We start from the raw sequence: 19,210 nt of genomic DNA, 5'->3' as shown, positions 1-19,210 counted from the left end.
CGCGATCCGCGCTGATTCGGCCCCTATCCCGGTCGACGGGAGCTTCCGTCCGGCGGAATCCTCCCAGTCCGGCCAAGGAATCTTGGCAAGCGCCATCCAGGCCGGCCGCCCTTTGAAACAGGGCCATTTTCTGCTATATATTGCTGCAAAGGAATCTGAGGACTCGACACCACCTGCTGCACCACTCGGCCGCGGGGGGAAAAATCAGCGCCAAATCACCCTTGCCTCCGGAGTGAAGAACTCTCCGGTGGAGTCTGTGACGCTGACAGCCGGGTTGACCTGCGAGGAAGGAACCATATGACCAAGTCCAAGAAGACCGATTTCCGTCCCAACGATTTCGTGGTCTATCCGGCTCATGGCGTCGGCAAGATCATGTCGATCGAGGAGCAGGAGATCGCCGGACACAAGCTCGAACTGTTCGTCATCTCCTTCGAGAAGGACAAGATGACGTTGCGCGTGCCCACGCATAAGGCGGCCGAAATCGGTATGCGTTCGCTCTCTTCGCCCGACATCGTGTCGAAGGCGCTCGAGACGCTCAAGGGCAAGGCCAAGGTGAAGCGCGCCATGTGGTCGCGCCGCGCCCAGGAATACGAACAGAAGATCAACTCGGGCGATCTTCTTTCGATCGCGGAAGTGGTGCGCGACCTGCACCGCGCCGACGATCAGCGCGAACAGTCCTATTCGGAGCGTCAGCTCTACGAAGCCGCTCTCGAGCGCCTGACCCGCGAAGTCGCGGCCGTTTCGGGCACGGACGAGGCGGGCGCGCAGAAGAAGGTGGACGACGTCCTTCTGTCCCGCGCGGCCTGAGGCTCAGCATCCAGAAGTAATAAAAGGCCGTGGTTTCGTCCGCGGCCTTTTCCTTGTCGCGGCGGTTTCCTTGGACGTCTGGCCCCGCGCATTGGCAGCAACGGTCAGTTGTCCGTAGGTGCCCGCATGTCGTTCAGGGCGTCGCGCACGATGACCCACGAAGAATGCAGGAACAACCCGGCGATCGCGAAGGCGACGGCGAGGTCCGGCCAGGAAGAGCCGGACCATGCAACCAGTCCCGCCGCAAGGACGACCGCGATGTTGCCGAGCGCATCGTTCCGCGAGAACAGCCAGACGGCCCGCACATTGGCGTCGCCCGCCCGGTGCGGAATCAGCACGAGAGCCGCGGCCACGTTCACGGCGAGGGCCACGAAGGCGAGGGTGCCCATCAGGCCCGCCTCGATTTGTTGCGCGGTGAAGACACGGTAGATCGTGCTGCCGATCACGCCCATGCCTAGTCCACCGAGGAAGACGCCCTGGACAAGCGCGGAACGCGCGCGCCAGGCAAGGCTCCAGCCGATGGCGAGAACGCCGAACAGCGTGATCAGCCCGTCGCCGAGGAAATCCAGAGCGTCGGCCTTCAGGGCCTGCGAACCCGCCAAGAACCCGCCGATCATCTCGATCAGTCCGTACCCAACGTTCAGGCCGATCACGATCCACAGTGCCCAACGGTATCCGGCGGTCATGTGGGTCGGCCGCATGGTTTCCGCCGATCCGGATTCGGGCTCGATCGGTGTCAGGTGATAGCCGGCCTTGCTCACGGCGGCCTCCACTCCAGACAGCCTTTTGTCCGAGCGCGCGACGTTCAGCGTCAGGATCTGCGAGGCGGTCGAGACGCTCAGGTCGTCGACGCCGGCGGAACGCACGGCACGCTCGATCTTCGCGGCGCAGGACGCGCAGTCCATGCCCGTCACGCGGTATCGGACGACGTCAGTCACGCAATGCACTCCCGGCTCGAACCGTCTTTCGGCCGGACACTAGGGCATCGGGTGCGGATAGCGAAGGCCCGCAAAACGCCGCAGGCATGCGGCAGGGCGGCTATTTCACCGGCTGGTCCGGCGATGGTTCGTCCGGCTCGGTGGCGAAGCGCGCCATGAGCGCGGTCTCGAGTTCGTGGTCGAGTTCCTTCGCGCGGGCGATGTATTCCGGGTTCTCCGCGCCCGGGACGCCCGGCTTCCAGAGCTTGGCGAGATCCCGCACGGATGCGCGGTCGAGCTTGAAGAAGATTTTCTCCAACTCGGCCGCCTCGAATTCAGACAGGCCCACATTTTCCAGCACGTAGCGCGCGACCCGCAGCGAGGAATCGAAAAGCTCCCGCACGATGTCGTTGGCTCCGGCCTGATAGAGTTCATACACATGCGTCCGGTCACGGGCGCGGGCGACGATGTGCAAGTCCGGCCGCAGCCGCCGCGCATAGCGAACGAGCCGCGTCGTCGCCTCGGCATCGTCGAGGCACGCGACCAGCACGCGCGCCTTGTCGAGCCCCGCCGCCGCCAGAAGCTCCGGCCGTGTCGGGTCGCCATAATAGCCCTTGAAGCCGAATTTCCGCATCAGTTGGATCGTCTCGAGGCTGTGGTCGAGAACGGTGGTCTTGAAGCCCGACATGGTGACCATCCGGTTCACCACCTGCCCGAAGCGCCCCACGCCCGCGATGATCACGGGCTGCTGGTCGTCAATCTCGTCCGCCGCCGGCGCTTCGCTCTCCTCCTTCAGTCGTGCCGCGAGCCAGTCGTGGAGAATGAAGAACAATGGCGTCAGCAGCATCGACAGCGCGATGACGAGGAGAACGGTCTGCGCAAGCGATTCCGTCAGGATGCGCTGTCCGAGCGTGAAGGACACCAGGACGAAGCCGAATTCGCCGGCCTGCGCGAGGCCAAGGGTGAAGAGCCAGCGGTTCTTCCCGCGAAGCCCGAAGAGCCAGCCGAGGACGTAGAGCACGAGGCCCTTCGTTGCCATCAACGCGACGGTCAGGCCGAGGATCGTCAGCGGCTTGCCGAACAGGACGCCGAAATCGATCCCCGCGCCCACCGTGATGAAGAACAGGCCGAGGAGCAGCCCCTTGAACGGAGCGATGTCGCTTTCGAGTTCGTGCTTGAATTCCGAGTTCGCCAGCACGACGCCGGCGAGGAATGTCCCGAGCGCCGGTGACAGGCCCACCATGAGCATCAGGAGGGCGATCCCCACGACGATGAGAAGCGCTAACGCGGTGTTGATCTCGCGAAGCCGCGCGGTGTGGACGAAGGCGAAGAGCGGCCGGATCAGGTAATGCCCGCCCAGAACGACCGCCGCCACGGCGCCGAGCGTGACCAGCGTCACGCCCCAGCCCGGAAGTCCCTCGATAAGGCTCAGCGCGCTGTGGCCTGCCTCGGCTTCCGCAAGGGCCCGGGCGCCGGGCAGGGCCAAAAGCGGCAGGAGGGCGAGGAACGGGATGACCGCGACGTCCTGGGTCAGGAGAACCGCGAATGTCGACCGCCCGCCCGCGGTCTGCATCAGCCGCTTCTCCGACAGCGTCTGAAGCACGATCGCCGTCGAGGACAGTGCCAGGATAGCGCCGAGCGTCAGCGCCACGCGCCAGTCCTGGCCAAGCGCCATCGCGCCCAGCGTGACAAGAAGCCCGGTCGCGAGGATTTGCAGTCCGCCAAGGCCCAGAAGCTTGTCGCGCATCGCCCAAAGCGTTCGCGGCTCAAGCTCCAGGCCGATGAGGAACAACATCATGACCACGCCGAACTCGGCGAAATGCCGGAGTTCCTCCATTTCGTCGGCGGAGTGATCTATGAACTGCCCGATGACGATGCCGGCGAGCAGGTAGCCGAGCACCGAACCGAGCCCCAGCCGGGACGCGATCGGCACCGCGACGACCATCGCGATCAGGTAGAGCGTGGCCTGGAACAGGAAGGCGTCCATGTTTCTCCTTAGACGGGCAGGGGGGCGTCCGGCTTGAACTGGTCCATAACGATCTGGCTTTGCACCCGTGTGACGGAGGGATGCGCCAGGAGAACCTGATGAATAAGTCTATTCAGCGCGGCGAGGTCTGCGCAATAGACCCTGAGGAGGTAATCCGCCTCCCCCGTCAACGTCCAGGCCGACACGATCTCCGGCTGGGACGCGACGAGCCGGGCGAAAGTGGTAGCGGTCTCCGCGCCGTGCCGGGCCATCTGCACCTGCACGAAGGCCTGCACCGACAGGCCAAGCCGCCCGGGGTCGAGCCGCGCGGAATATCCGGTGATCAGCCCTTCGGCCTCGAGCCGCTGCCGGCGCCGGCCGGCCTGGCTGGCCGAAAGGTTCAGCATCTCGCCAAGTTCCTGCGCCGTCAGGTGTGCATTCTTTTGCAGCGCGGCAAGCAGGCGCGAGTCGACTTCATCCAGAGATATGCGGTCATGTTGCATGATTTCGGATCATAGCGCGGAAAACGCGCGCTGTACCGCAAACTTCTCGTGATCTTTGCGCGCAGCCCGCATGATGCGCGCGTTACACTCCCGTCACCGCGAACAGGAGTGATTTGCCATGGGTCCATTTCCCCATTCCGCACCGAAATCTGTGATTTCCGCCGCCAACCCGGTTGGAACCGACGGCTTCGAATTCGTCGAATTCGCCCATCCCGAGCCCGAAAAGCTGCGCGATCTGTTCCGCATGATGGGCTACCAGTTGACCGCCCGCCACAAGTCCAAGGCTATCGAACTCTGGCAGCAGGGCGACATCACCTACATCCTGAACGCCGAACCCGGCAGCCAGGCCACGCGTTTCGTGGAGGAACACGGGCCCTGCGCGCCGTCGATGGGGTGGCGCGTCGTGGACGCGCAGCATGCCTACGAACACGCCATAGCCAAGGGTGCAAAGCCCTATGGTGCGGACGACAAGGCGCTGGACGTGCCGGCCATCGTCGGGATCGGCGGATCGCTCATCTACTTCGTCGACAAGTACGGCGACGAAAATCCTTATGACGCGGAATTCGACTGGGTTGCCAAGCCGAAACCCGAGGGGGTCGGCTTCTATTACCTCGATCACCTCACCCACAACGTCCACAAGGGCAACATGGACGTGTGGTTCCGTTTCTACGGGAACATCTTCGGCTTCAAGCAGATCCGTTTCTTCGACATCGAGGGGAAGTATACCGGCCTCTACAGTCGAGCTCTGACCTCGCCCTGCGGCCGGATCCGCATCCCGATCAACGAGGACCGGGGCGAGACCGGCCAGATCGTCGAATACCTCAAACGCTACAAGGGCGAGGGCATCCAGCATATCGCGGTCGGCACTGAGGATATCTACGCCGCCACCGACGCGATCGCGGACCGCGGCCTCAAATTCATGCCGAAGCCGCCGATGGCCTATTACGAGATGAGCCACGATCGCGTTCAGGGCCATGAGGAACCCATCGGCCGGATGGCCAGGCACGGCATCCTGATCGACGGCGAAGGTGTCGTGGACGGCGGCGAGACGAAGATACTGCTTCAGATATTCTCAAAGACCGTGATCGGGCCGATCTTCTTCGAATTCATCCAGAGAAAGGGCGACGACGGGTTTGGCGAGGGGAACTTCCGGGCGCTCTTCGAATCCATCGAGCAGGATCAGATTGACCGCGGGGTTCTCAAGGCGGGCTGAACCGCCGGTCCCGCAGGGAGGAGGGGGCGCGCGGATTTCATCCGCGCGCCCGTTTTCATCAACCGGCTTGAATCCGGAAATGGCGGGGATGCGGGCAATTCCCTTGTTCCTGCGCCAGCGAACGAACTGCGGCAAAAAGGCTACTGCTTGGAACTCAGGCGCATCTGTTAGGCTTGCCTTGAAACGCTCGGCTTGATGCTTCGGCAGTTCGCATTCTAGGCTTTGAGTGCGTCGAGCCAAAACCATCGTTGACGGTCAGCAGGACTGTTCCAGACCATGAGGAGGCGGACAACGGATGGTGAACAACAAATCGCGGTTCAGCCCGACTGAAGGTTCACTGAATCGCCGGGAATATTTCTTCGGGCTCATCGGAATGGGCTGCGGCTTTGCGGTGCTCGGCATCCTGCTTCCGTTGATGATTTACGGCAATCTCCTTGACGGTGCCGTTGTCTTCCTGCCGGTGCTTTCCCTCTTCGTCGTGTCTATATGGCTGATACTCACGATGCGTCTGCGTGACGCGGGCGCGTCCTGCCCGTTTTGCTGGTCCTCGGCGGCTGTGGTCTTTTACACGCCAATCGCCGCCTATGCTCCACTGAGGGGGGAGGTTGGCTACCTCCTGCAAAACTGGCCGGAAATCATTCTGGCTGTCTTCCTGCTGGGTGTCGGTCTTTTGCGCAGAAGGGCATACGCCGACGCCGTCAGGACATGAGCACTCTGAACACAGCGGGTTGATGCGCGTCTGCGCCAAGGCCGGTTCGCCACCACATCGAGTTCTCGGGCAGTTTCCTGCACCGCTTGCCCAGGCTTCCGCTCAAGCGCGGAAGTCTCCCGGTCATCCGTCCTTCGGCATCTCGAGGACTATCGTCCGGCTGCCCTTCGTATAGCTCAGCTGCCGATCGGTAATGGCCACGACCTTGCCGCCGTCCAGCCGGTCGCCGATCTGGACCTTCACGAATTTCCCGTTTCCGAGCCGCACGAGCGCCCGCCGGTTCGCAGAAGAGCCATATACCCCGATGAGGTTGACCTGGTTCAGCTTGATCGCGTTCGTTACGGTTGCCTGCTTCGCGACCGAGGCGCGGGTCGGAATGTCCGGCGCTGCCGCCTCGGGCTCGGGTTCGTCGATCTCCACCTCGGGCGCCGGGGCGGCCGCCGCCGTGACTTCCGCTTCGGGTTGGGAAGCGGCCACGGCCGCGGCAACGGCCGCGTCGACGGCGCGAGTGAAATTGGGCGGGCGGACAGCGGGGCGGCGGGAACTGGCGACGGCGAGCGCGCTCGCTTCCTCTATCTCGGCCGCCGCCCTGTCGGCTGCTGCCTGGGCGGCCTCGGCCGCTGCGACGACTGAAGCGGGGCGCGACCTCGGGGTCTTGCCGGCCAGCGCCGGATCCGCGGCGAAGGTGGATTCCGCAACGACAGTTTCCGAAGGCTGCTCTGCGGCTGCATCATCCTCGGTTCCCGCCGGCTCGGCGGGCGGTTCAGGCGCGATCCCCGCGGGCCGTGCGCGCGGGCGCTTGCCTTCAAGCGGGTCGGGCTCCGTTGCCGTCTGCTGCGCGGCGGCCTCGATGGCCTCCGGCCGGGCTGGCGGCACAGTGTCCGGTTGGCCGGCGTAAAGGGCGAACCCTTCCGGCATCAACGTCCCCTCGGGCGTCGGCTCGACCAGGTCTTCGCCTTCGGGGCCGGTCACGGTCCCGAAAGGCGGTGCCGCCGGGCTGGGACCGATGGCCACATTCACGGACTCCGGCAGGGGCGTCGTCTGACGCTCCGCGGGTCCGGTATCGGGCGGTATCGGGGCGATGGCCGTTCTCGCGCCCGGGGCGAGCTTATCGGGCTGTTCCGGAGCACCGATCCAGACAGGCGTGGCAGGCAGAGGCGCTTCCGGGGCCTCTGCCTCTGGCCGCGCGGTCTCCCCGGGTACCGCCGGAGCGGTATCGTCGGCCGGGGCTGATGCAAGCGGCTCTTCCAGAGGAGCCACGTCCGGGACTGTCGTGTCGGCGTCGACAGTAGCCGCGGGCTCGGATGCGACCTCCGGCATGCTTGGCGGGGCGGGCTCCGATATCGCCTCCTGAGGAGGGGTCGCCAGGTCCGGCGGGGCGCTTGCCGTTTCCGGCGGAGCCTCCGACACCACGATCGGCGCCTGATCCTGCGCGCCGAAGAAGCTGGACCAAAGGGCGACCGCAGCCATCAGGAAAAGCAGTCCGGCAATCAGCGAAAGTCCGAGCCGGTTCGACTTCGCGGGCCGCTTCTTGGCCGCTGGGGGCGTTCCGAAAACGCCGGGCCGCTCGGCCTCTCCGGGCTTCGTGGCCGATGATGCCTTAGAAGCTTTGGCCGCAGCCACCGGCGCAGCGGTTCCGGCCCGCGCTCTCTTGCGACCTTCGATCCAGGTGCGAAGCTGGCGGGCTGCTGACTTGCCCACGGGGTCGCGTTCGCCGGGGGCTCCCGGCAGATCCCCCTTCCTGGCGCCGGGTCGCACCGCATCCGGCAGACCCGTTACACGGCCGCCAACAACGAATCCCGGTTCCCCCGGTTTGACGGCCGATCCCAGTTTCGGTTTCGGACCGTCGGCCTCGGCCGTCGCCGAGCCGATCGCCGGGGCTTTCCCGTCTTCCGTATCGGGTGTTTGCGCGTCCGGGACGCCGACGCGCCGGGAAACGAAAGCGATGTCGGGTGAACCTGCGCCATCGGCGGCGGCGGCCGGGGCGGGGGGCGGTTCGACAGCTGCCGCGCCCTCATCAGCATCCGCCTCGGAGATTTCCGCGGCGCGCTCGGGCGTGATCTGGCCGATCTGGAAGCGCGAGTGCCACGCGAGTTCCGCTTCCGCCTCGGGAGCCTTTTCGGGACCTTCGGCGTCTGCCGATGGCGTCGTCTCTTGTCCCGCCGCCTCTGTGCCGGGGGTCTCGGCTTCCTGAACCACATCGGACGTCGTCTCTTCGCGGCTCGCGGCGGGGGCTTCCTCGACTTCCTCGGGTTCGCTCACCGGCTCTGCCGTCTCTGTGGGCTCGGCAGACTCCGAAGTCTCTTCCAGAGCCGGCTCCAGTGTGGCGGCCGGTTCTTCCTCTGCCTCCGGTGCCTCCTCGGCCTGTTCCGGGACCTCGGTCTTCTCAACCGCTTCGGTCGACTGGGCAGCGGGTTCCGGCTTCTCGACCTCGGCTTCGGGCGAGATGGTCCCGGCCGTAGCCTCAGACGACTCTTCGGGCGCCTCAGCCTCATCGGTAAGCTTCGACGTGTCCATCACCGGCTCGGGCAGTGCCGAAGCCTCCGCGGCCTCCGTGACAGGAGGAGAGGCTTCCGGTTCCGCCGCGGCAGCCTCCGACGCTGCCTCGTCGGTCTCCTGAACCTCGGTGACGTCGATTTCTTCCGTGCGATCCGAGCCGACCTTCTCCTCGACTTCCGATGCAACGGCATCGACCGCAGGCTCGTCCTGCTCGTCCTGCTCGTCCTGCTCGTCCGAGGGGCGTTCTTCCGGGGGCTCTGCATCTTCGGCCGCGGCTGCTGGCGGCGCCGAAGTCGGTTCCGGCTCCTTCTCGTCATGTCCGACGATGCGCACCGGGTCCTGATCCCGGTCGAGCCGGGCCCCCTCGGGCAGGTGGTCCGCAGAGCGACTTGCCGCCCCGAAGAACGGCTCACCCCGGAAGGTGCCATCGTCAGGGATCGCGACGAAGGAAACCGGTGCGAAGCCATACTGCTCCGCGAAGGTTTCCGCCTCCTCCAGCGTCACGCGTGCGACGACGGCGACCTGAACGACGCGCCCGGTTCCCGACCAGTCGAACACCAGGTCCGACACCGCGTAGGGTGTGCGGCCTTCCAGCGCTTTCCTGATCGCACCGCGGCGGCTGGCTGCGGAAGGGCCGGGGGCCTCGATCTCGGTATAGAGGATCTGCGAATTCGGGATGATGAGTTTGGTCGCCATCCCCGAGGGTGCAAGTGATGCGGCGGCGTCGCGCAGACCGCTGAGCTTCTCGCCCAGCTTCGGGTCTTCGAGCGAGACCTCACCGACCTGAACCCACCCGTGTCCGGTTCGGCGCAAAAGGCCGATTCCGTCGTGCGAAAGGTTCAGTGCGAAGCCAGGTTTCATCTCGCGCGGGCTAACATGATTACAGCAGGCACGCAGTCACCTTCGCGCCAGTGCACCTTCCTACAGCAGGAATCCGCGCAAGGAAAGGAAAAGCCCCAAGGAATCCGGCACGGGCTGCGTCAAATGAGATATCGAAATCCTGATGACATGGGAGAAAATCATGCGGATTTCCAAGTTGTTTATGATCATTCTGGCCGTGCCCCTGGCACTTGCGGTCCCGGCCCAGGCAGAGACCGACGCTCGTCACATCACCGTGACCGGGGAAGGTCAGGTCGCGGCGACGCCCGACATGGCGCAGATCTCGCTCGGGGTGACGACTGAAGCCGAATCCGCGGCCGCCGCGCTTGCGGCGAATTCCGAGGAGATGGCGCGCGTGCTGGCCTTTCTCAAGGCCGAAGGGATCGAGGATCGCGACCTCCAGACGACGGGCCTTTCGCTCTACCCGCTCTACGAGGACAGTGAGCGGGCCGGTCGGCGCGCTCCCCAGATCGTTGGCTTCACGGCCTCGAATTCGCTCACCATCCGGGTTCGGGCTCTGGATCGGTTGGGAGGGCTTCTCGACGCGGTCGTGGGCGAGGGCGCCAACACGCTGAACGGCCTCAGCTTCGGCCTTCAGGACCCGGCGGACCAGCTTGACGAGGCCCGCCGGAGGGCGGTCGCGGATGCGCGCCGGCGGGCCGAGATCCTCGCGACTGCGGCGGGAGTGACGCTCGGGCCGGTCGTCAGCATGACGGAACAGTCCGGCTACCCGATGCCCATGGCCATGGAGGCGAGCTTCGCCAAGGCCGCCCCCGTGCCGGTCGCAGCGGGAGAGATGACGGTGACGGCGAACGTCACGATGATCTTCGCCATCGGGGAATGAAGGAAGACGGGCGCCCCGTGGGGCGCCCGTCCGGACCTTATGCCGTGGCCTTCGCCAGGGCCTGATCGAGGTCGGCGATAATGTCGTCCGCGTCCTCGATCCCGATCGAAAGCCGCACGACGTTCGGCGCCGCGCCGGCGGCGCGCTGCTGTTCGGGCGAAAGCTGTCGGTGCGTCGTCGACGCCGAGTGGATGATGAGCGAGCGCGTATCCCCGAGGTTCGCCACATGGCTGAAGAGCTCGACGCTGTCCACGAGGCGGACGCAGGCGTCATAGCCACCCTTCACCGCAAAGGTGAACAGCGCCCCGGCGCCTTTCGGGCAGATCTTCTCGACCCGGTCGAAATAGGGCGAGGAGGGAAGGCCCGCATAGGTCACGTATTCGACGCGCGGGTCATTCTCCAGCCATTCCGCCACCTTGCGGGCGTTCGCGACATGGCGCTCCATCCGCAGCGACAGCGTCTCGATCCCGAGAAGGGTGTAATGCGCGCCCTGCGGGTTCATCGTCATGCCGAGGTCGCGGAGGCCGACCGCGATGCTGTGGAAGGTGAAGGCGAGGGGGCCGAAAGTCTCGTGGAACTTCAGGCCGTGATAGGCCGGCTCCGGCTCGGACAGCGAGGGGAACTTGCCCGAGGCCGACCAGTCGAACTTGCCGGAGTCGACGATCGCGCCGCCAGTGACCGTGCCGTTGCCGGTCAGGTATTTCGTGGTCGAGTGAACGACGAGCGTCGCGCCATGCTTGATCGGGTTGCAGAGGTAGGGCGTGGCCGAGGTGTTGTCGACGATGAGCGGCAGGCCCACCTTGTTCGCCACGCCGGAAATGGCGTCGAGATCCGTGATGTAGCCGCCGGGGTTGGCGATCGACTCGCAGAAGATCGCGCGGGTGTCGTCGTCGACAGCGGCCTCAAGCGCCGCGAGATCGTCGAAGTCGACGAACTTCGCCGACCAGCCGAACCGCTTGATGGTCTGGCTGAACTGCGTGACCGTGCCGCCATAGAGGCGGGTCGAGGCGATGATGTTCTTGCCCGGTCCCATCAGCGGGAAAAGCGCCATGATCTGCGCCGCGTGGCCCGACGAGCAGCAGACCGCCCCCACGCCGCCTTCCAGCGTGGCGATGCGTTCCTGCAGGACGGCGACGGTGGGGTTCGTCAGGCGTGAGTAGATGTATCCCACCTCCTGGAGATTGAAGAGCGCCGCCGCGTGGTCGGCGTCGCGGAAGACGTAGGCCGTCGTCTGGTAGATCGGCGTCTGGCGCGCGCCAGTTGCCGGATCGGGGCGGCTGCCCGCATGGATTTGCAGGGTGTCGAAGCCGTAGGTCTTGGTCATGGGGTCCTCTCGTCATTTCGCTTCGCGGTGACGTTAGGGGAAGGCCGCGTGAGTCACAACAACGGCGCGCAGGTAATGCGAGAGACGACCGCTTCCACCGGCGCTGCGCCCCTGATAGCGTCGCGCCGATCTCAGACCGGACGGACGAACATGCCAACTCCCTTCCACCTTGCCTTCCACGTCACCGACCTCGATGCCGCGCGCGCCTTCTACGGCGGGGTGCTCGGCTGCACGGAGGGGCGTTCGACCGAGACCTGGGTCGATTTCGATTTCTTCGGCCACCAGCTTAGCCTGCATCTTGGCACGCCCTTCGCGAATGCCCCGACGGGAAAGGTCGGCGACCACATGGTGCCGATGCCGCATTTCGGGGTGGTGCTGCCGCTCGCGGACTGGAAGGCGCTGGCCGCGCGGCTGGAAGAGGCGGGCACGGAGTGGGTCCTCGCCCCCTCGGTCAGGTTCGAGGGCCAGCCGGGGGAACAGTGGACGATGTTCTTCCGCGACCCTTCGGGCAATCCGATCGAGATAAAGGGCTTCGCGGACATGGACGGGGTCTTCGCGGCGTGATGCTCAGGCCGCGACTCGGGCGCCCTTCTGGTCGATGACGAAGTCGGTGACGACGGCGCCTATCCACATGCAGAACAGCGCGAGCCACGCGGTGCCCGCGAAGATCGAGCCGCCCGAGACGCCCGCGCCGATCGCGCAGCCGCCGGCAAGCATGCCGCCGAAGCCCATCAGCGCGGCACCGATCATCGCCTTGCGCATGTTGCTTTCGCCTTCGAAGCCCTGGAACTTCAGCTTCCCGGCCACAGCGGCCGAGAGGAAGGCCCCGACGAACACGCCCGGAACGAGGCCGATGTCGAAATCGAGCACCGGGTCCGGTTCGAGGAAGAACATGAGCGTGCTTGCCGAGGGGCCGGTGAAGGTGGCCGAGGTGATGGTGACCGGTTCGAAACTGACCTGCGAAAGCCCGAACGTCAGGACCCAGCCCACGGCGACGGCGAAGCCTACGCCCGAAGCGAAGAAGAGGATCGGCACCCCGATCCGGTTGCGACGGGAAAGATAAAGGGCGACCAGCGCTGTCGCAATGCCGATACCGAGCCCCGTTCCATCCGGCAGGCCGATGGTGTCGAGGATGTGCATGTTGCGGCCGCCCTCCGTCATCCAGAGAGAAGCGAGCCGGTCGCGCAGCGGGGCCAAGGCGCCCTTGAGGCTCATCTGCGCGATGACTGCGAAGATCAGGCCGGAGACGACCGAACGCAAGTTCCCCGTCGCCGCGAGGACGAGCAGCCGCCCCGAGCAGCCGCGCGCAAGAACCATGCCCGCGCCGAACATGAGGCCTCCGATGACGGCGCCGGACCAGGATCCGGTGACGGCCATCATGCGCGCCTCGTCGGAACGCATGAGGCCGGCGAGTTCCGCCGCCTGGACCCAGACGACGGCGGTCGAAAACGTCAGGAGCCACACCGAGACGCGGGGGCCGAGCGATCCGCGCGCGAACTCCACCGTCGCGGCGCGGAGGCAGAAATTCGACCGCTGCGCAGCCACGCCGAAAATGATTCCGGTGATGAGCCCGAAAATGGCTCCCGCCGGGGCCTCCCCGAACCGTTCCACCACCGAGAGAATGTCCATGACCGCTCCTGTTCGCCGCAGCGTCGCGCGACACATGCGCGAAACTGCATCTGTCTGCCTTGATCCAGATCAGCCGGACTGCCGGAATCCTCTCGCCAAGCGGTCGCAAGAGGCGTAACTCATGCGCATGCTCTCGCGAAAATTACCCGTGAAACTTGCAGATGCCGACGCACTGCCCCGCTGGCGGCGACCCGATGCGCTCCTGTTCCTGATGGCGGCGGCGATGCCGCTCGCCTTCGCGACCTGGTCGGCGCTTCTGAACAACTTCGTCATCGACGCGGCAGGGTTCACGGGGGTGGAGATCGGCTGGCTGCACACCGTGCGCGAGATACCGGGTTTCCTCGCCATCGGCGTGATCGTTCTTCTGTGGGTGATGCGTGAACAGGTGCTCGCGCTCTCCGCGCTCGTGCTCCTCGGGGCGGCGACGGCGGTGACCGCGATGTTCCCGAGCTTCGGCGGAATCCTGATGGTCACGATGCTGTCGTCCATCGGTTTCCATTACTACGAGACGGTGAACCAGTCGCTCCAACTCCAGTGGATCGACCGCGCAAGGGCGCCTCAGACCCTTGGCTGGATCGTCGCCGTAGGGTCGGGCGCGTCGCTCGTCGCCTACGGGCTTCTCGTGGTCACGTGGAAGACCTTCGGGCTCTCCTATGGCTTCGTCTACGGTCTGGCGGGCGGGACCACGCTCGCGATCGTCATCTTCGCTGCGCTCGCCTACCCGCAGTTCGAGGCGCCGGAGCCGCAGCTCAAGCACTTCGTCCTGCGGAGGCGCTACTGGCTCTACTACGCGCTGCAGTTCATGTCGGGCGCCCGGCGGCAGATATTCGTCGTCTTCGCCGCCTTCATGATGGTGGAGCGCTTCGGCTTCGAAGTGCACGAGGTGACGGCGCTCTTCCTCATCAACTTCATGGCCAACATGGTGGCCGCGCCCTTCATGGGCCGCGCGGTCGGACGCTGGGGCGAACGGAACGCGCTGATCTTCGAATACTGCGGGCTCACGCTCGTGTTCCTCGCCTATGGCGGGATCTATTACTTCGGCTGGGGCGTCGTCCTGGCGGCCGCGCTCTACGTGATCGACCATCTGTTCTTCGCGCTGGCTTTCGCGCTTAAGACCTATTTCCAGAAGATCGCCTCACCCGGAGACATCGCCCCGACCGCGGCGGTGGCCTTCACCATCAACCATATCGCGGCGGTGTTCCTGCCCGCTGGCCTCGGCTACCTCTGGATCCGATCACCGGGCGCGGTCTTCGGCCTGGCCGCGACGATGGCCTTCACGTCCGTTCTGCTGGCATTGCTGATCCCGCGTCACCCCGAACCCGGTTACGAGACGATCTTCGCGCGCGGACTTCCCGTCGCGGCGGAGTGATCATGCGGGAGCCCGGCAAGTTCCTCACCGGAAGCCTGATGCGGCATGTCACGGTGATGTCGCTGTCCGGGACGCTCGGGCTCGGCTTTACCTTCCTCGTCGACTTCCTCGCGCTGTGGTGGATAAGCCAGCTTCGGCAGGAAAAGCTGATCGCGGCGGTGGGCATCGCCGGAACGCTCCAGTTCGCCGTCATCTCCGTCGCGATAGGGATGATGATCGGGGCGGTGGCGCTCGTGTCGCGGGCACTGGGGCAGGGCGACAAGGCGCGGGCGAGGCGGATCGCGGCCACGGCGATGGTGCTGACGTTCCTGGCGCAGAGCACGGTCGCGTTCCTGGCCTTCCTATTCCGCCGCCAGCTTCTGGCTGCCACGGGGGCCGAGGGCGAGGTGCTGGAGGAATCCGTCCGGTTCCTCGCCATCTCGCTTCCCTCGCTGCCCTTGATCGCGGTCGGCATGACCGGCTCGGCGATCCTGCGCGCGATGGGCGACGCCTGGCGTTCGGCGGCCGTCACGGTGACGGGCGGCATCCTCGCGGCGATGCTCGACCCGGTTCTGATCCTCTGGATGGGCTGGGGGATCGAGGGGGCCGCCCTGTCGATCGTGCTGTCCCGGGCGGCCATGGCGGCGGCGGGGCTGTGGTTTGTGATGGTGACGCACGACATGCTCGCGCGGCCGGCGGCGGAGGATGTGCGCCTGTTTGCCCGGCCCTATTTCGGCATCGCCATTCCCGCCATCGCCACCCAGCTTTCGACGCCTTTCGGCAACTGGATCCTGACGCGTGCGATGGCCGAACACGGCGAGAGCGCGGTTGCGGGGTGGGGCGTGGTCTTGCGGCTCACGATCCTCGCCTTCGGGGGGATCTTCGCCTTGTCAGGGGCGATCGGCGGGATCATCGGCCAGAACTGGGGCGCCGGCCGCGCGGACCGGGTCGAGGGCGCTTTTGTCGCCGCGCTGAAATACTGCGCGGTCTACACGCTTGCGGTCTGGGCCTTGATGGCTGCCCTCTCGGGACCGATCTCCGACTCCTTCGGGCTGTCCGACCAGGGCGCAGGCGTCGTGCGCGCCTTCACCCATTACGCCGCCGGTGCCTTCATCTTCACCGGGGCGCTGTTCGTGGCGAATGCGACCTTCAACAACCTCGGCCGACCCTTGTGGAGCACGGCCGCGACCTGGATGCGGGACGGTCTGCTGATGGTGCCTCTCGCCTATGCCATGGGCGCCGCGGCCGGAGAGGTGGGCGTGGTCTGGGCGCAGGCCGTGGCAAACGTGGCGGCGGGAACGATCGCGGCGGTGCTGGCCTGGCGCTATATCGGCACCCTGCGCAGGCGCCACGGTTCGGGGGCCGCGCCGGTCGCCGGCGAATAGCCAAGCCCGGAATCGCTCATCTCTTCGCGGGGCCGTGGGCTCCGTGCTTGACGCAAGCCGGCGCGGGGCCTATCCGGCGCAGACCCTGCAGGAGAAGTCCCATGGCCACCTGGACCGCATTCACCACCTTGCCAAACCGTGCCTCCGCCGAGGCGCTTGGCGAGGCGCTCGAGGCGCTGCCCCCCGAGCCGGAAGGCGTCGGAGTCTTCGAGATCGAGGATGGTTCGGGCCGCTGGGAAGTGGGTGGCTATTTCACCGAAGCGCCGGACGAGACGGTACTCGCGCTCCTCGCCGCCGCTCATTCGGCCAACCCGTTCGCCGTTTCCGAGTTGCCCGAGACCGACTGGGTCGCCCATGTTCGCCGGGAACTGCGTCCCGTCGAGGCGGGGCGCTTCTTCGTTCACGGAAGCCACGATGCGGAAAAGGTGCCCGAGGGCCGCGTCGGTCTGCTGATCGACGCTGCGATGGCCTTCGGAACCGGGCACCACGGCACGACGCTCGGCTGCCTGAAGGCGATCGATCTGATGGCGAGCGAGGGCTTCGAACCCGCCACTGTCGCCGACATCGGCTGCGGCACCGCTGTCCTTGCGATGGCGGCGGCGATCGCGTGGCCCGAGAGCACCGTCATCGCATCTGACATCGACGCGCAGGCGGTCGAGGTCGCGGAGGCAAACCTGCGCATCAACGGGTTGTCGGAGCGTGTGGATTGCGTCGAGGCGGAGGGATTCGCTCACCCCGACCTGGAATCGACCGGCCCCTTTGACCTCATTCTTGCCAATATCCTTATGGGGCCGTTGATAGATCTTGCCCCTACGATGGCAGAGAACTGTCGTTCGGATGGCCGCGCGGTGCTCTCGGGGATACTCGTGCAGCAGGCCGACGCGGTGATTTCTGCCTATGAATCCAATGGGTTCCGTCTGGAGCGCAGGGACGATATCGGCGAGTGGACGACCCTGGTTCTGCGTCGCTCCTGACAGCCGCAGGTTCGCTTCCTTGACCCGTGGCCGCAATGTTGCCACAATTTCCACGTAGTTTTTTTGTAATTGTTCATTCGAGTTGGAAAGCTGCCATGCGCGACCCGAACATGAAGAATTTCCAGGGCCGACTGAGGCGCATCGAGTCCATCCATCGTTCCGGTGGCGGGTTCGAGGCTGCGGGAACCCTTGGACACAGTTACTACACCAATCTCAAGCGCCGTCGCGGCGCGAGCCGTTGGATCCTTCCGCTCGCCCTCGTTCTTGGCGCCGTCATCCTGGTGAAGGGTGCGGTTCACGCCCAGATCGGTGCGGCGACGTATGACTCGCGTATCGAGACGATGCGCGCAGGCGATACGGCGGATCGGATCGGGGCCTACGTGCTGCAGGCGGATCCGCTGACGCTTTTCGTTTCGGACTTCTTCCGCACCTTCCACTGAAGAGGCCGGGGCGGACCGTAGAATTGCAAAGGCCGCGCGAGTTGAGCTCGCGCGGCCTTTTGCTCGCCTTGACTATATGTCAGTCGCGCGCAGCGATCGCCTCGATGTCACCGCGGCAGAGACCGATGTCGTTCAGCTCGCGGTCGGAGAGCTGCGACAGCGCCTTGCGCGTGGTGCGTGCGTCGTTCCATTTGGTCACAAATGCAACGAGGCGGGCGACGTTCCCCGAGAAGCTGGTGTGAGCAACGGGGCGGGTGGTTTCAAAGACGGCCATTTCCTGCTTCCTTCACGATTTGCCTTGGTTTGAGGCAGCGTTCCATGTTGCCGCACATAGAAGTGTCGAATTGCCGAAACAAGCGACGTGGGATCAGTCCGGACATGCGTTTTTTGCATGTCTCGCAACGCCTTTAGCACCTGGTCGCGAAAAGGCATTTCGCACCCGCAGAAAGTGTCGTTTTCTGCAGGTGCGAAGGCGATTTCCGGACGCGGAGCTCACATTGTCGCGAAATTGCGCCCGGGGCATTCGGACTGGCGGATGTTCGCTTTTCGTGCTAGTCGTGTCCGAAAAGCAACAGGGCGAAAGCCCGGAATGGCGAGGGCAGTATGCGCGTAGTGGGAATCGACCCCGGATTGCGCCATCTCGGCTGGGGCGTGATCGAGGTTTCGGGCTCGCGACTCGCGCATGTCGGCAACGGGATAATCCATACCGAGGCAGGAGAACTGGCCGGACGGCTGATGATCCTGCACCGCGATCTGAGTGATGTCCTTGCGCGGTTCATGCCAACGGCAGCTGCGGTGGAGCAGACCTTCGTCAACAAGGACGGCGTGGCCACCCTGAAACTGGGCCAGGCGCGCGGCGTCGCGATGCTTGCGGTCGCCCAGGCCGGGCTGCCCATCGGGGAATATGCGCCCAATGCCGTGAAGAAGTCGGTGGTGGGCGTCGGTCACGCGGACAAGGCTCAGATCGCGCATATGGTGCGCTTCCAACTGCCGGGCGTCGAACTTGCCGGTCCTGACGCGGCGGACGCGTTGGCCGTTGCGATTTGCCATGCCCATCACCTTCAATCCGCCTCACGGCTGATCCCTGCGCGGGTGCGGGCATGATCGGGCGCATCGCCGGAACCATCCTGCACCGGGCGATGGACCACGTTCTCATCGACGTTCGGGGCGTGGGCTATGTCGTCCACGTCAGTCAGCGCACGGCCGCCGCGCTGCCGCCGGTCGGTGAGGCTGTCGCGCTCTATACCGATCTTCTCGTGCGCGAGGATCTTCTGCAGCTCTTTGGCTTCCCGACCCTCCTGGAGAAGGAATGGCACCGTCTTCTGATGACGGTGCAGGGCGTAGGCGCGAAGGCGTCGATGGCGATCCTCGGGACGCTCGGGGCGGAAGGTGTCAGCCGTGCCATCGCTCTGGGCGACTGGGGGGCGGTCAAGGCCGCGCCCGGCGTCGGGCCGAAGCTGGCGCAGCGGCTGGTGATGGAGTTGAAGGACAAGGCGCCCTCGGTCATGGCCCTGGGTGGAGCGTTGACCGTCGATCTGCCGGCGTCGGACGACGTCGTGGAACCCGCGCCGAAACCGGCGAAGGCTCCCGCAACGCGGCCCGCACCTTCCGCCGCGGCGAGCGCGGAGGCGCTGTCGGCATTGGTGAACCTCGGCTACAGCCAGGGGGAGGCTGCTTCCGCGGTCGCGGAGGCCTCGGCCGGCGACGAGGCTGCCGGAACGCCCGCGCTGATCCGCGCTGCGCTCAAACTGCTTGCGCCGAAGGGCTGAGCCT

The 19,210-nt window shown here is 65.6% G+C and carries 18 protein-coding genes; 11 read left to right on the top strand and 7 right to left on the bottom strand.

The annotated features are described in order from the left end of the window. Positions 1–297: 297 nt before the first annotated feature. Positions 298–807, top strand: a complete 510-nt coding sequence (locus tag ABCN56_RS05960; protein WP_343079840.1) for a CarD family transcriptional regulator — start codon at positions 298–300, stop codon at positions 805–807. A gap of 104 nt (positions 808–911) precedes the next feature. Here the strand turns inward: ABCN56_RS05960 and ABCN56_RS05955 are convergent, their stop codons facing one another. The 3 genes from ABCN56_RS05955 to ABCN56_RS05945 all read right to left on the bottom strand — a co-directional run bounded on the left by ABCN56_RS05955 (position 912) and on the right by ABCN56_RS05945 (position 4,193). Continuing rightward, positions 912–1,745: a cation efflux transmembrane domain-containing protein gene (locus ABCN56_RS05955; RefSeq protein ID WP_343079839.1), complete on the bottom strand. Its 834-nt coding sequence runs from the start codon at positions 1,743–1,745 to the stop codon at positions 912–914. A 100-nt stretch (positions 1,746–1,845) separates the two neighbouring features. Further along, positions 1,846–3,711 (bottom strand): monovalent cation:proton antiporter-2 (CPA2) family protein, encoded by a 1,866-nt coding sequence (locus ABCN56_RS05950; protein WP_343079838.1) that lies wholly within the window; start codon positions 3,709–3,711, stop codon positions 1,846–1,848. Between the two features lie 8 nt (positions 3,712–3,719). Next, positions 3,720–4,193, bottom strand: a complete 474-nt coding sequence (locus tag ABCN56_RS05945) for an Lrp/AsnC family transcriptional regulator (RefSeq protein ID WP_343079837.1) — start codon at positions 4,191–4,193, stop codon at positions 3,720–3,722. A gap of 118 nt (positions 4,194–4,311) precedes the next feature. Between ABCN56_RS05945 and hppD the strand changes: the two genes are divergently transcribed. Next, positions 4,312–5,406: a 4-hydroxyphenylpyruvate dioxygenase gene (gene hppD / locus ABCN56_RS05940; protein ID WP_343079836.1), complete on the top strand. Its 1,095-nt coding sequence runs from the start codon at positions 4,312–4,314 to the stop codon at positions 5,404–5,406. Positions 5,407–5,701: 295 nt separating this feature from the next. Continuing rightward, entirely contained in the window at positions 5,702–6,115 is a 414-nt protein-coding gene (locus ABCN56_RS05935; protein ID WP_343079835.1) for a hypothetical protein, read from the top strand. 123 nt (positions 6,116–6,238) lie between these two features. Here the strand turns inward: ABCN56_RS05935 and ABCN56_RS05930 are convergent, their stop codons facing one another. Then, positions 6,239–9,475: a hypothetical protein gene (locus ABCN56_RS05930; protein ID WP_343079834.1), complete on the bottom strand. Its 3,237-nt coding sequence runs from the start codon at positions 9,473–9,475 to the stop codon at positions 6,239–6,241. A gap of 160 nt (positions 9,476–9,635) precedes the next feature. On the opposite strand from ABCN56_RS05930, the gene ABCN56_RS05925 reads away from it, so the two are divergent. Further along, entirely contained in the window at positions 9,636–10,337 is a 702-nt protein-coding gene (locus tag ABCN56_RS05925; protein ID WP_343079833.1) for an SIMPL domain-containing protein, read from the top strand. 37 nt (positions 10,338–10,374) lie between these two features. On the opposite strand, the gene ABCN56_RS05920 is transcribed toward ABCN56_RS05925, so the two are convergent. Beyond that, positions 10,375–11,661 (bottom strand): O-acetylhomoserine aminocarboxypropyltransferase/cysteine synthase family protein, encoded by a 1,287-nt coding sequence (locus ABCN56_RS05920; RefSeq protein ID WP_343079832.1) that lies wholly within the window; start codon positions 11,659–11,661, stop codon positions 10,375–10,377. A gap of 150 nt (positions 11,662–11,811) precedes the next feature. On the opposite strand from ABCN56_RS05920, the gene ABCN56_RS05915 reads away from it, so the two are divergent. Continuing rightward, the gene (locus ABCN56_RS05915) at positions 11,812–12,225 is read left to right on the top strand and encodes a VOC family protein (RefSeq protein WP_343079831.1); all 414 of its coding nucleotides are present in this window, start codon (positions 11,812–11,814) and stop codon (positions 12,223–12,225) included. A 3-nt stretch (positions 12,226–12,228) separates the two neighbouring features. On the opposite strand, the gene ABCN56_RS05910 is transcribed toward ABCN56_RS05915, so the two are convergent. Then, positions 12,229–13,290: a YeeE/YedE family protein gene (locus ABCN56_RS05910; RefSeq protein WP_343079830.1), complete on the bottom strand. Its 1,062-nt coding sequence runs from the start codon at positions 13,288–13,290 to the stop codon at positions 12,229–12,231. Between the two features lie 127 nt (positions 13,291–13,417). Here ABCN56_RS05910 and ABCN56_RS05905 point away from each other — a divergent pair, with 127 nt between their 5' ends. From ABCN56_RS05905 to ABCN56_RS05890, 4 genes are all read left to right on the top strand, one after another. Next, positions 13,418–14,659, top strand: a complete 1,242-nt coding sequence (locus ABCN56_RS05905) for an MFS transporter (RefSeq protein ID WP_343079829.1) — start codon at positions 13,418–13,420, stop codon at positions 14,657–14,659. Positions 14,660–14,661: 2 nt separating this feature from the next. Then, positions 14,662–16,023 carry an MATE family efflux transporter gene (locus ABCN56_RS05900; RefSeq protein WP_343079828.1) on the top strand — a complete coding sequence of 454 codons (1,362 nt, stop codon included), beginning with the start codon at positions 14,662–14,664 and terminating at the stop codon, positions 16,021–16,023. A 101-nt stretch (positions 16,024–16,124) separates the two neighbouring features. Further along, the gene (locus ABCN56_RS05895; RefSeq protein WP_343079827.1) at positions 16,125–16,997 is read left to right on the top strand and encodes a 50S ribosomal protein L11 methyltransferase; all 873 of its coding nucleotides are present in this window, start codon (positions 16,125–16,127) and stop codon (positions 16,995–16,997) included. 95 nt (positions 16,998–17,092) lie between these two features. Next, positions 17,093–17,437, top strand: a complete 345-nt coding sequence (locus tag ABCN56_RS05890; RefSeq protein WP_343079826.1) for a hypothetical protein — start codon at positions 17,093–17,095, stop codon at positions 17,435–17,437. A 79-nt stretch (positions 17,438–17,516) separates the two neighbouring features. On the opposite strand, the gene ABCN56_RS05885 is transcribed toward ABCN56_RS05890, so the two are convergent. After that, a complete protein-coding gene (locus ABCN56_RS05885; protein WP_343079825.1) occupies positions 17,517–17,711 on the bottom strand; it encodes a DUF1127 domain-containing protein in 195 nt (64 codons plus the stop codon). A 329-nt stretch (positions 17,712–18,040) separates the two neighbouring features. Here ABCN56_RS05885 and ruvC point away from each other — a divergent pair, with 329 nt between their 5' ends. Both ruvC and ruvA read left to right on the top strand, forming a co-directional pair. After that, positions 18,041–18,541 carry a crossover junction endodeoxyribonuclease RuvC gene (gene ruvC / locus ABCN56_RS05880; protein ID WP_343079824.1) on the top strand — a complete coding sequence of 167 codons (501 nt, stop codon included), beginning with the start codon at positions 18,041–18,043 and terminating at the stop codon, positions 18,539–18,541. Continuing rightward, positions 18,538–19,206 (top strand): Holliday junction branch migration protein RuvA, encoded by a 669-nt coding sequence (ruvA, locus tag ABCN56_RS05875; RefSeq protein ID WP_343079823.1) that lies wholly within the window; start codon positions 18,538–18,540, stop codon positions 19,204–19,206. The genes ruvC and ruvA overlap by 4 nt, the downstream gene beginning before the upstream one ends. The last annotated feature ends 4 nt before the right edge of the window (positions 19,207–19,210 follow it).

It is taken from the genome of Ostreiculturibacter nitratireducens (assembly GCF_032670585.1).
Classification (GTDB): Bacteria; Pseudomonadota; Alphaproteobacteria; order Rhodobacterales; family Rhodobacteraceae; genus Ostreiculturibacter; species Ostreiculturibacter nitratireducens.
This window is presented reverse-complemented; position numbering and strand designations above follow the sequence as displayed.

What these genes read in the sequence shown, in the direction of transcription:
- ABCN56_RS05960 (WP_343079840.1), top strand. Translation starts at nt 298, where the DNA reads ATGACCAAGTCCAAGAAGACCGATTTCCGTCCCAACGATTTCGTGGTC.
- ABCN56_RS05950 (WP_343079838.1), bottom strand. Translation starts at nt 3,711, where the DNA reads ATGGACGCCTTCCTGTTCCAGGCCACGCTCTACCTGATCGCGATGGTC.
- ABCN56_RS05945 (WP_343079837.1), bottom strand. Translation starts at nt 4,193, where the DNA reads ATGCAACATGACCGCATATCTCTGGATGAAGTCGACTCGCGCCTGCTT.
- hppD (WP_343079836.1), top strand. Translation starts at nt 4,312, where the DNA reads ATGGGTCCATTTCCCCATTCCGCACCGAAATCTGTGATTTCCGCCGCC.
- ABCN56_RS05935 (WP_343079835.1), top strand. Translation starts at nt 5,702, where the DNA reads ATGGTGAACAACAAATCGCGGTTCAGCCCGACTGAAGGTTCACTGAAT.
- ABCN56_RS05930 (WP_343079834.1), bottom strand. Translation starts at nt 9,475, where the DNA reads ATGAAACCTGGCTTCGCACTGAACCTTTCGCACGACGGAATCGGCCTT.
- ABCN56_RS05925 (WP_343079833.1), top strand. Translation starts at nt 9,636, where the DNA reads ATGCGGATTTCCAAGTTGTTTATGATCATTCTGGCCGTGCCCCTGGCA.
- ABCN56_RS05920 (WP_343079832.1), bottom strand. Translation starts at nt 11,661, where the DNA reads ATGACCAAGACCTACGGCTTCGACACCCTGCAAATCCATGCGGGCAGC.
- ABCN56_RS05915 (WP_343079831.1), top strand. Translation starts at nt 11,812, where the DNA reads ATGCCAACTCCCTTCCACCTTGCCTTCCACGTCACCGACCTCGATGCC.
- ABCN56_RS05910 (WP_343079830.1), bottom strand. Translation starts at nt 13,290, where the DNA reads ATGGACATTCTCTCGGTGGTGGAACGGTTCGGGGAGGCCCCGGCGGGA.
- ABCN56_RS05905 (WP_343079829.1), top strand. Translation starts at nt 13,418, where the DNA reads ATGCTCTCGCGAAAATTACCCGTGAAACTTGCAGATGCCGACGCACTG.
- ABCN56_RS05900 (WP_343079828.1), top strand. Translation starts at nt 14,662, where the DNA reads ATGCGGGAGCCCGGCAAGTTCCTCACCGGAAGCCTGATGCGGCATGTC.
- ABCN56_RS05895 (WP_343079827.1), top strand. Translation starts at nt 16,125, where the DNA reads ATGGCCACCTGGACCGCATTCACCACCTTGCCAAACCGTGCCTCCGCC.
- ABCN56_RS05890 (WP_343079826.1), top strand. Translation starts at nt 17,093, where the DNA reads ATGCGCGACCCGAACATGAAGAATTTCCAGGGCCGACTGAGGCGCATC.
- ABCN56_RS05885 (WP_343079825.1), bottom strand. Translation starts at nt 17,711, where the DNA reads ATGGCCGTCTTTGAAACCACCCGCCCCGTTGCTCACACCAGCTTCTCG.
- ruvC (WP_343079824.1), top strand. Translation starts at nt 18,041, where the DNA reads ATGCGCGTAGTGGGAATCGACCCCGGATTGCGCCATCTCGGCTGGGGC.
- ruvA (WP_343079823.1), top strand. Translation starts at nt 18,538, where the DNA reads ATGATCGGGCGCATCGCCGGAACCATCCTGCACCGGGCGATGGACCAC.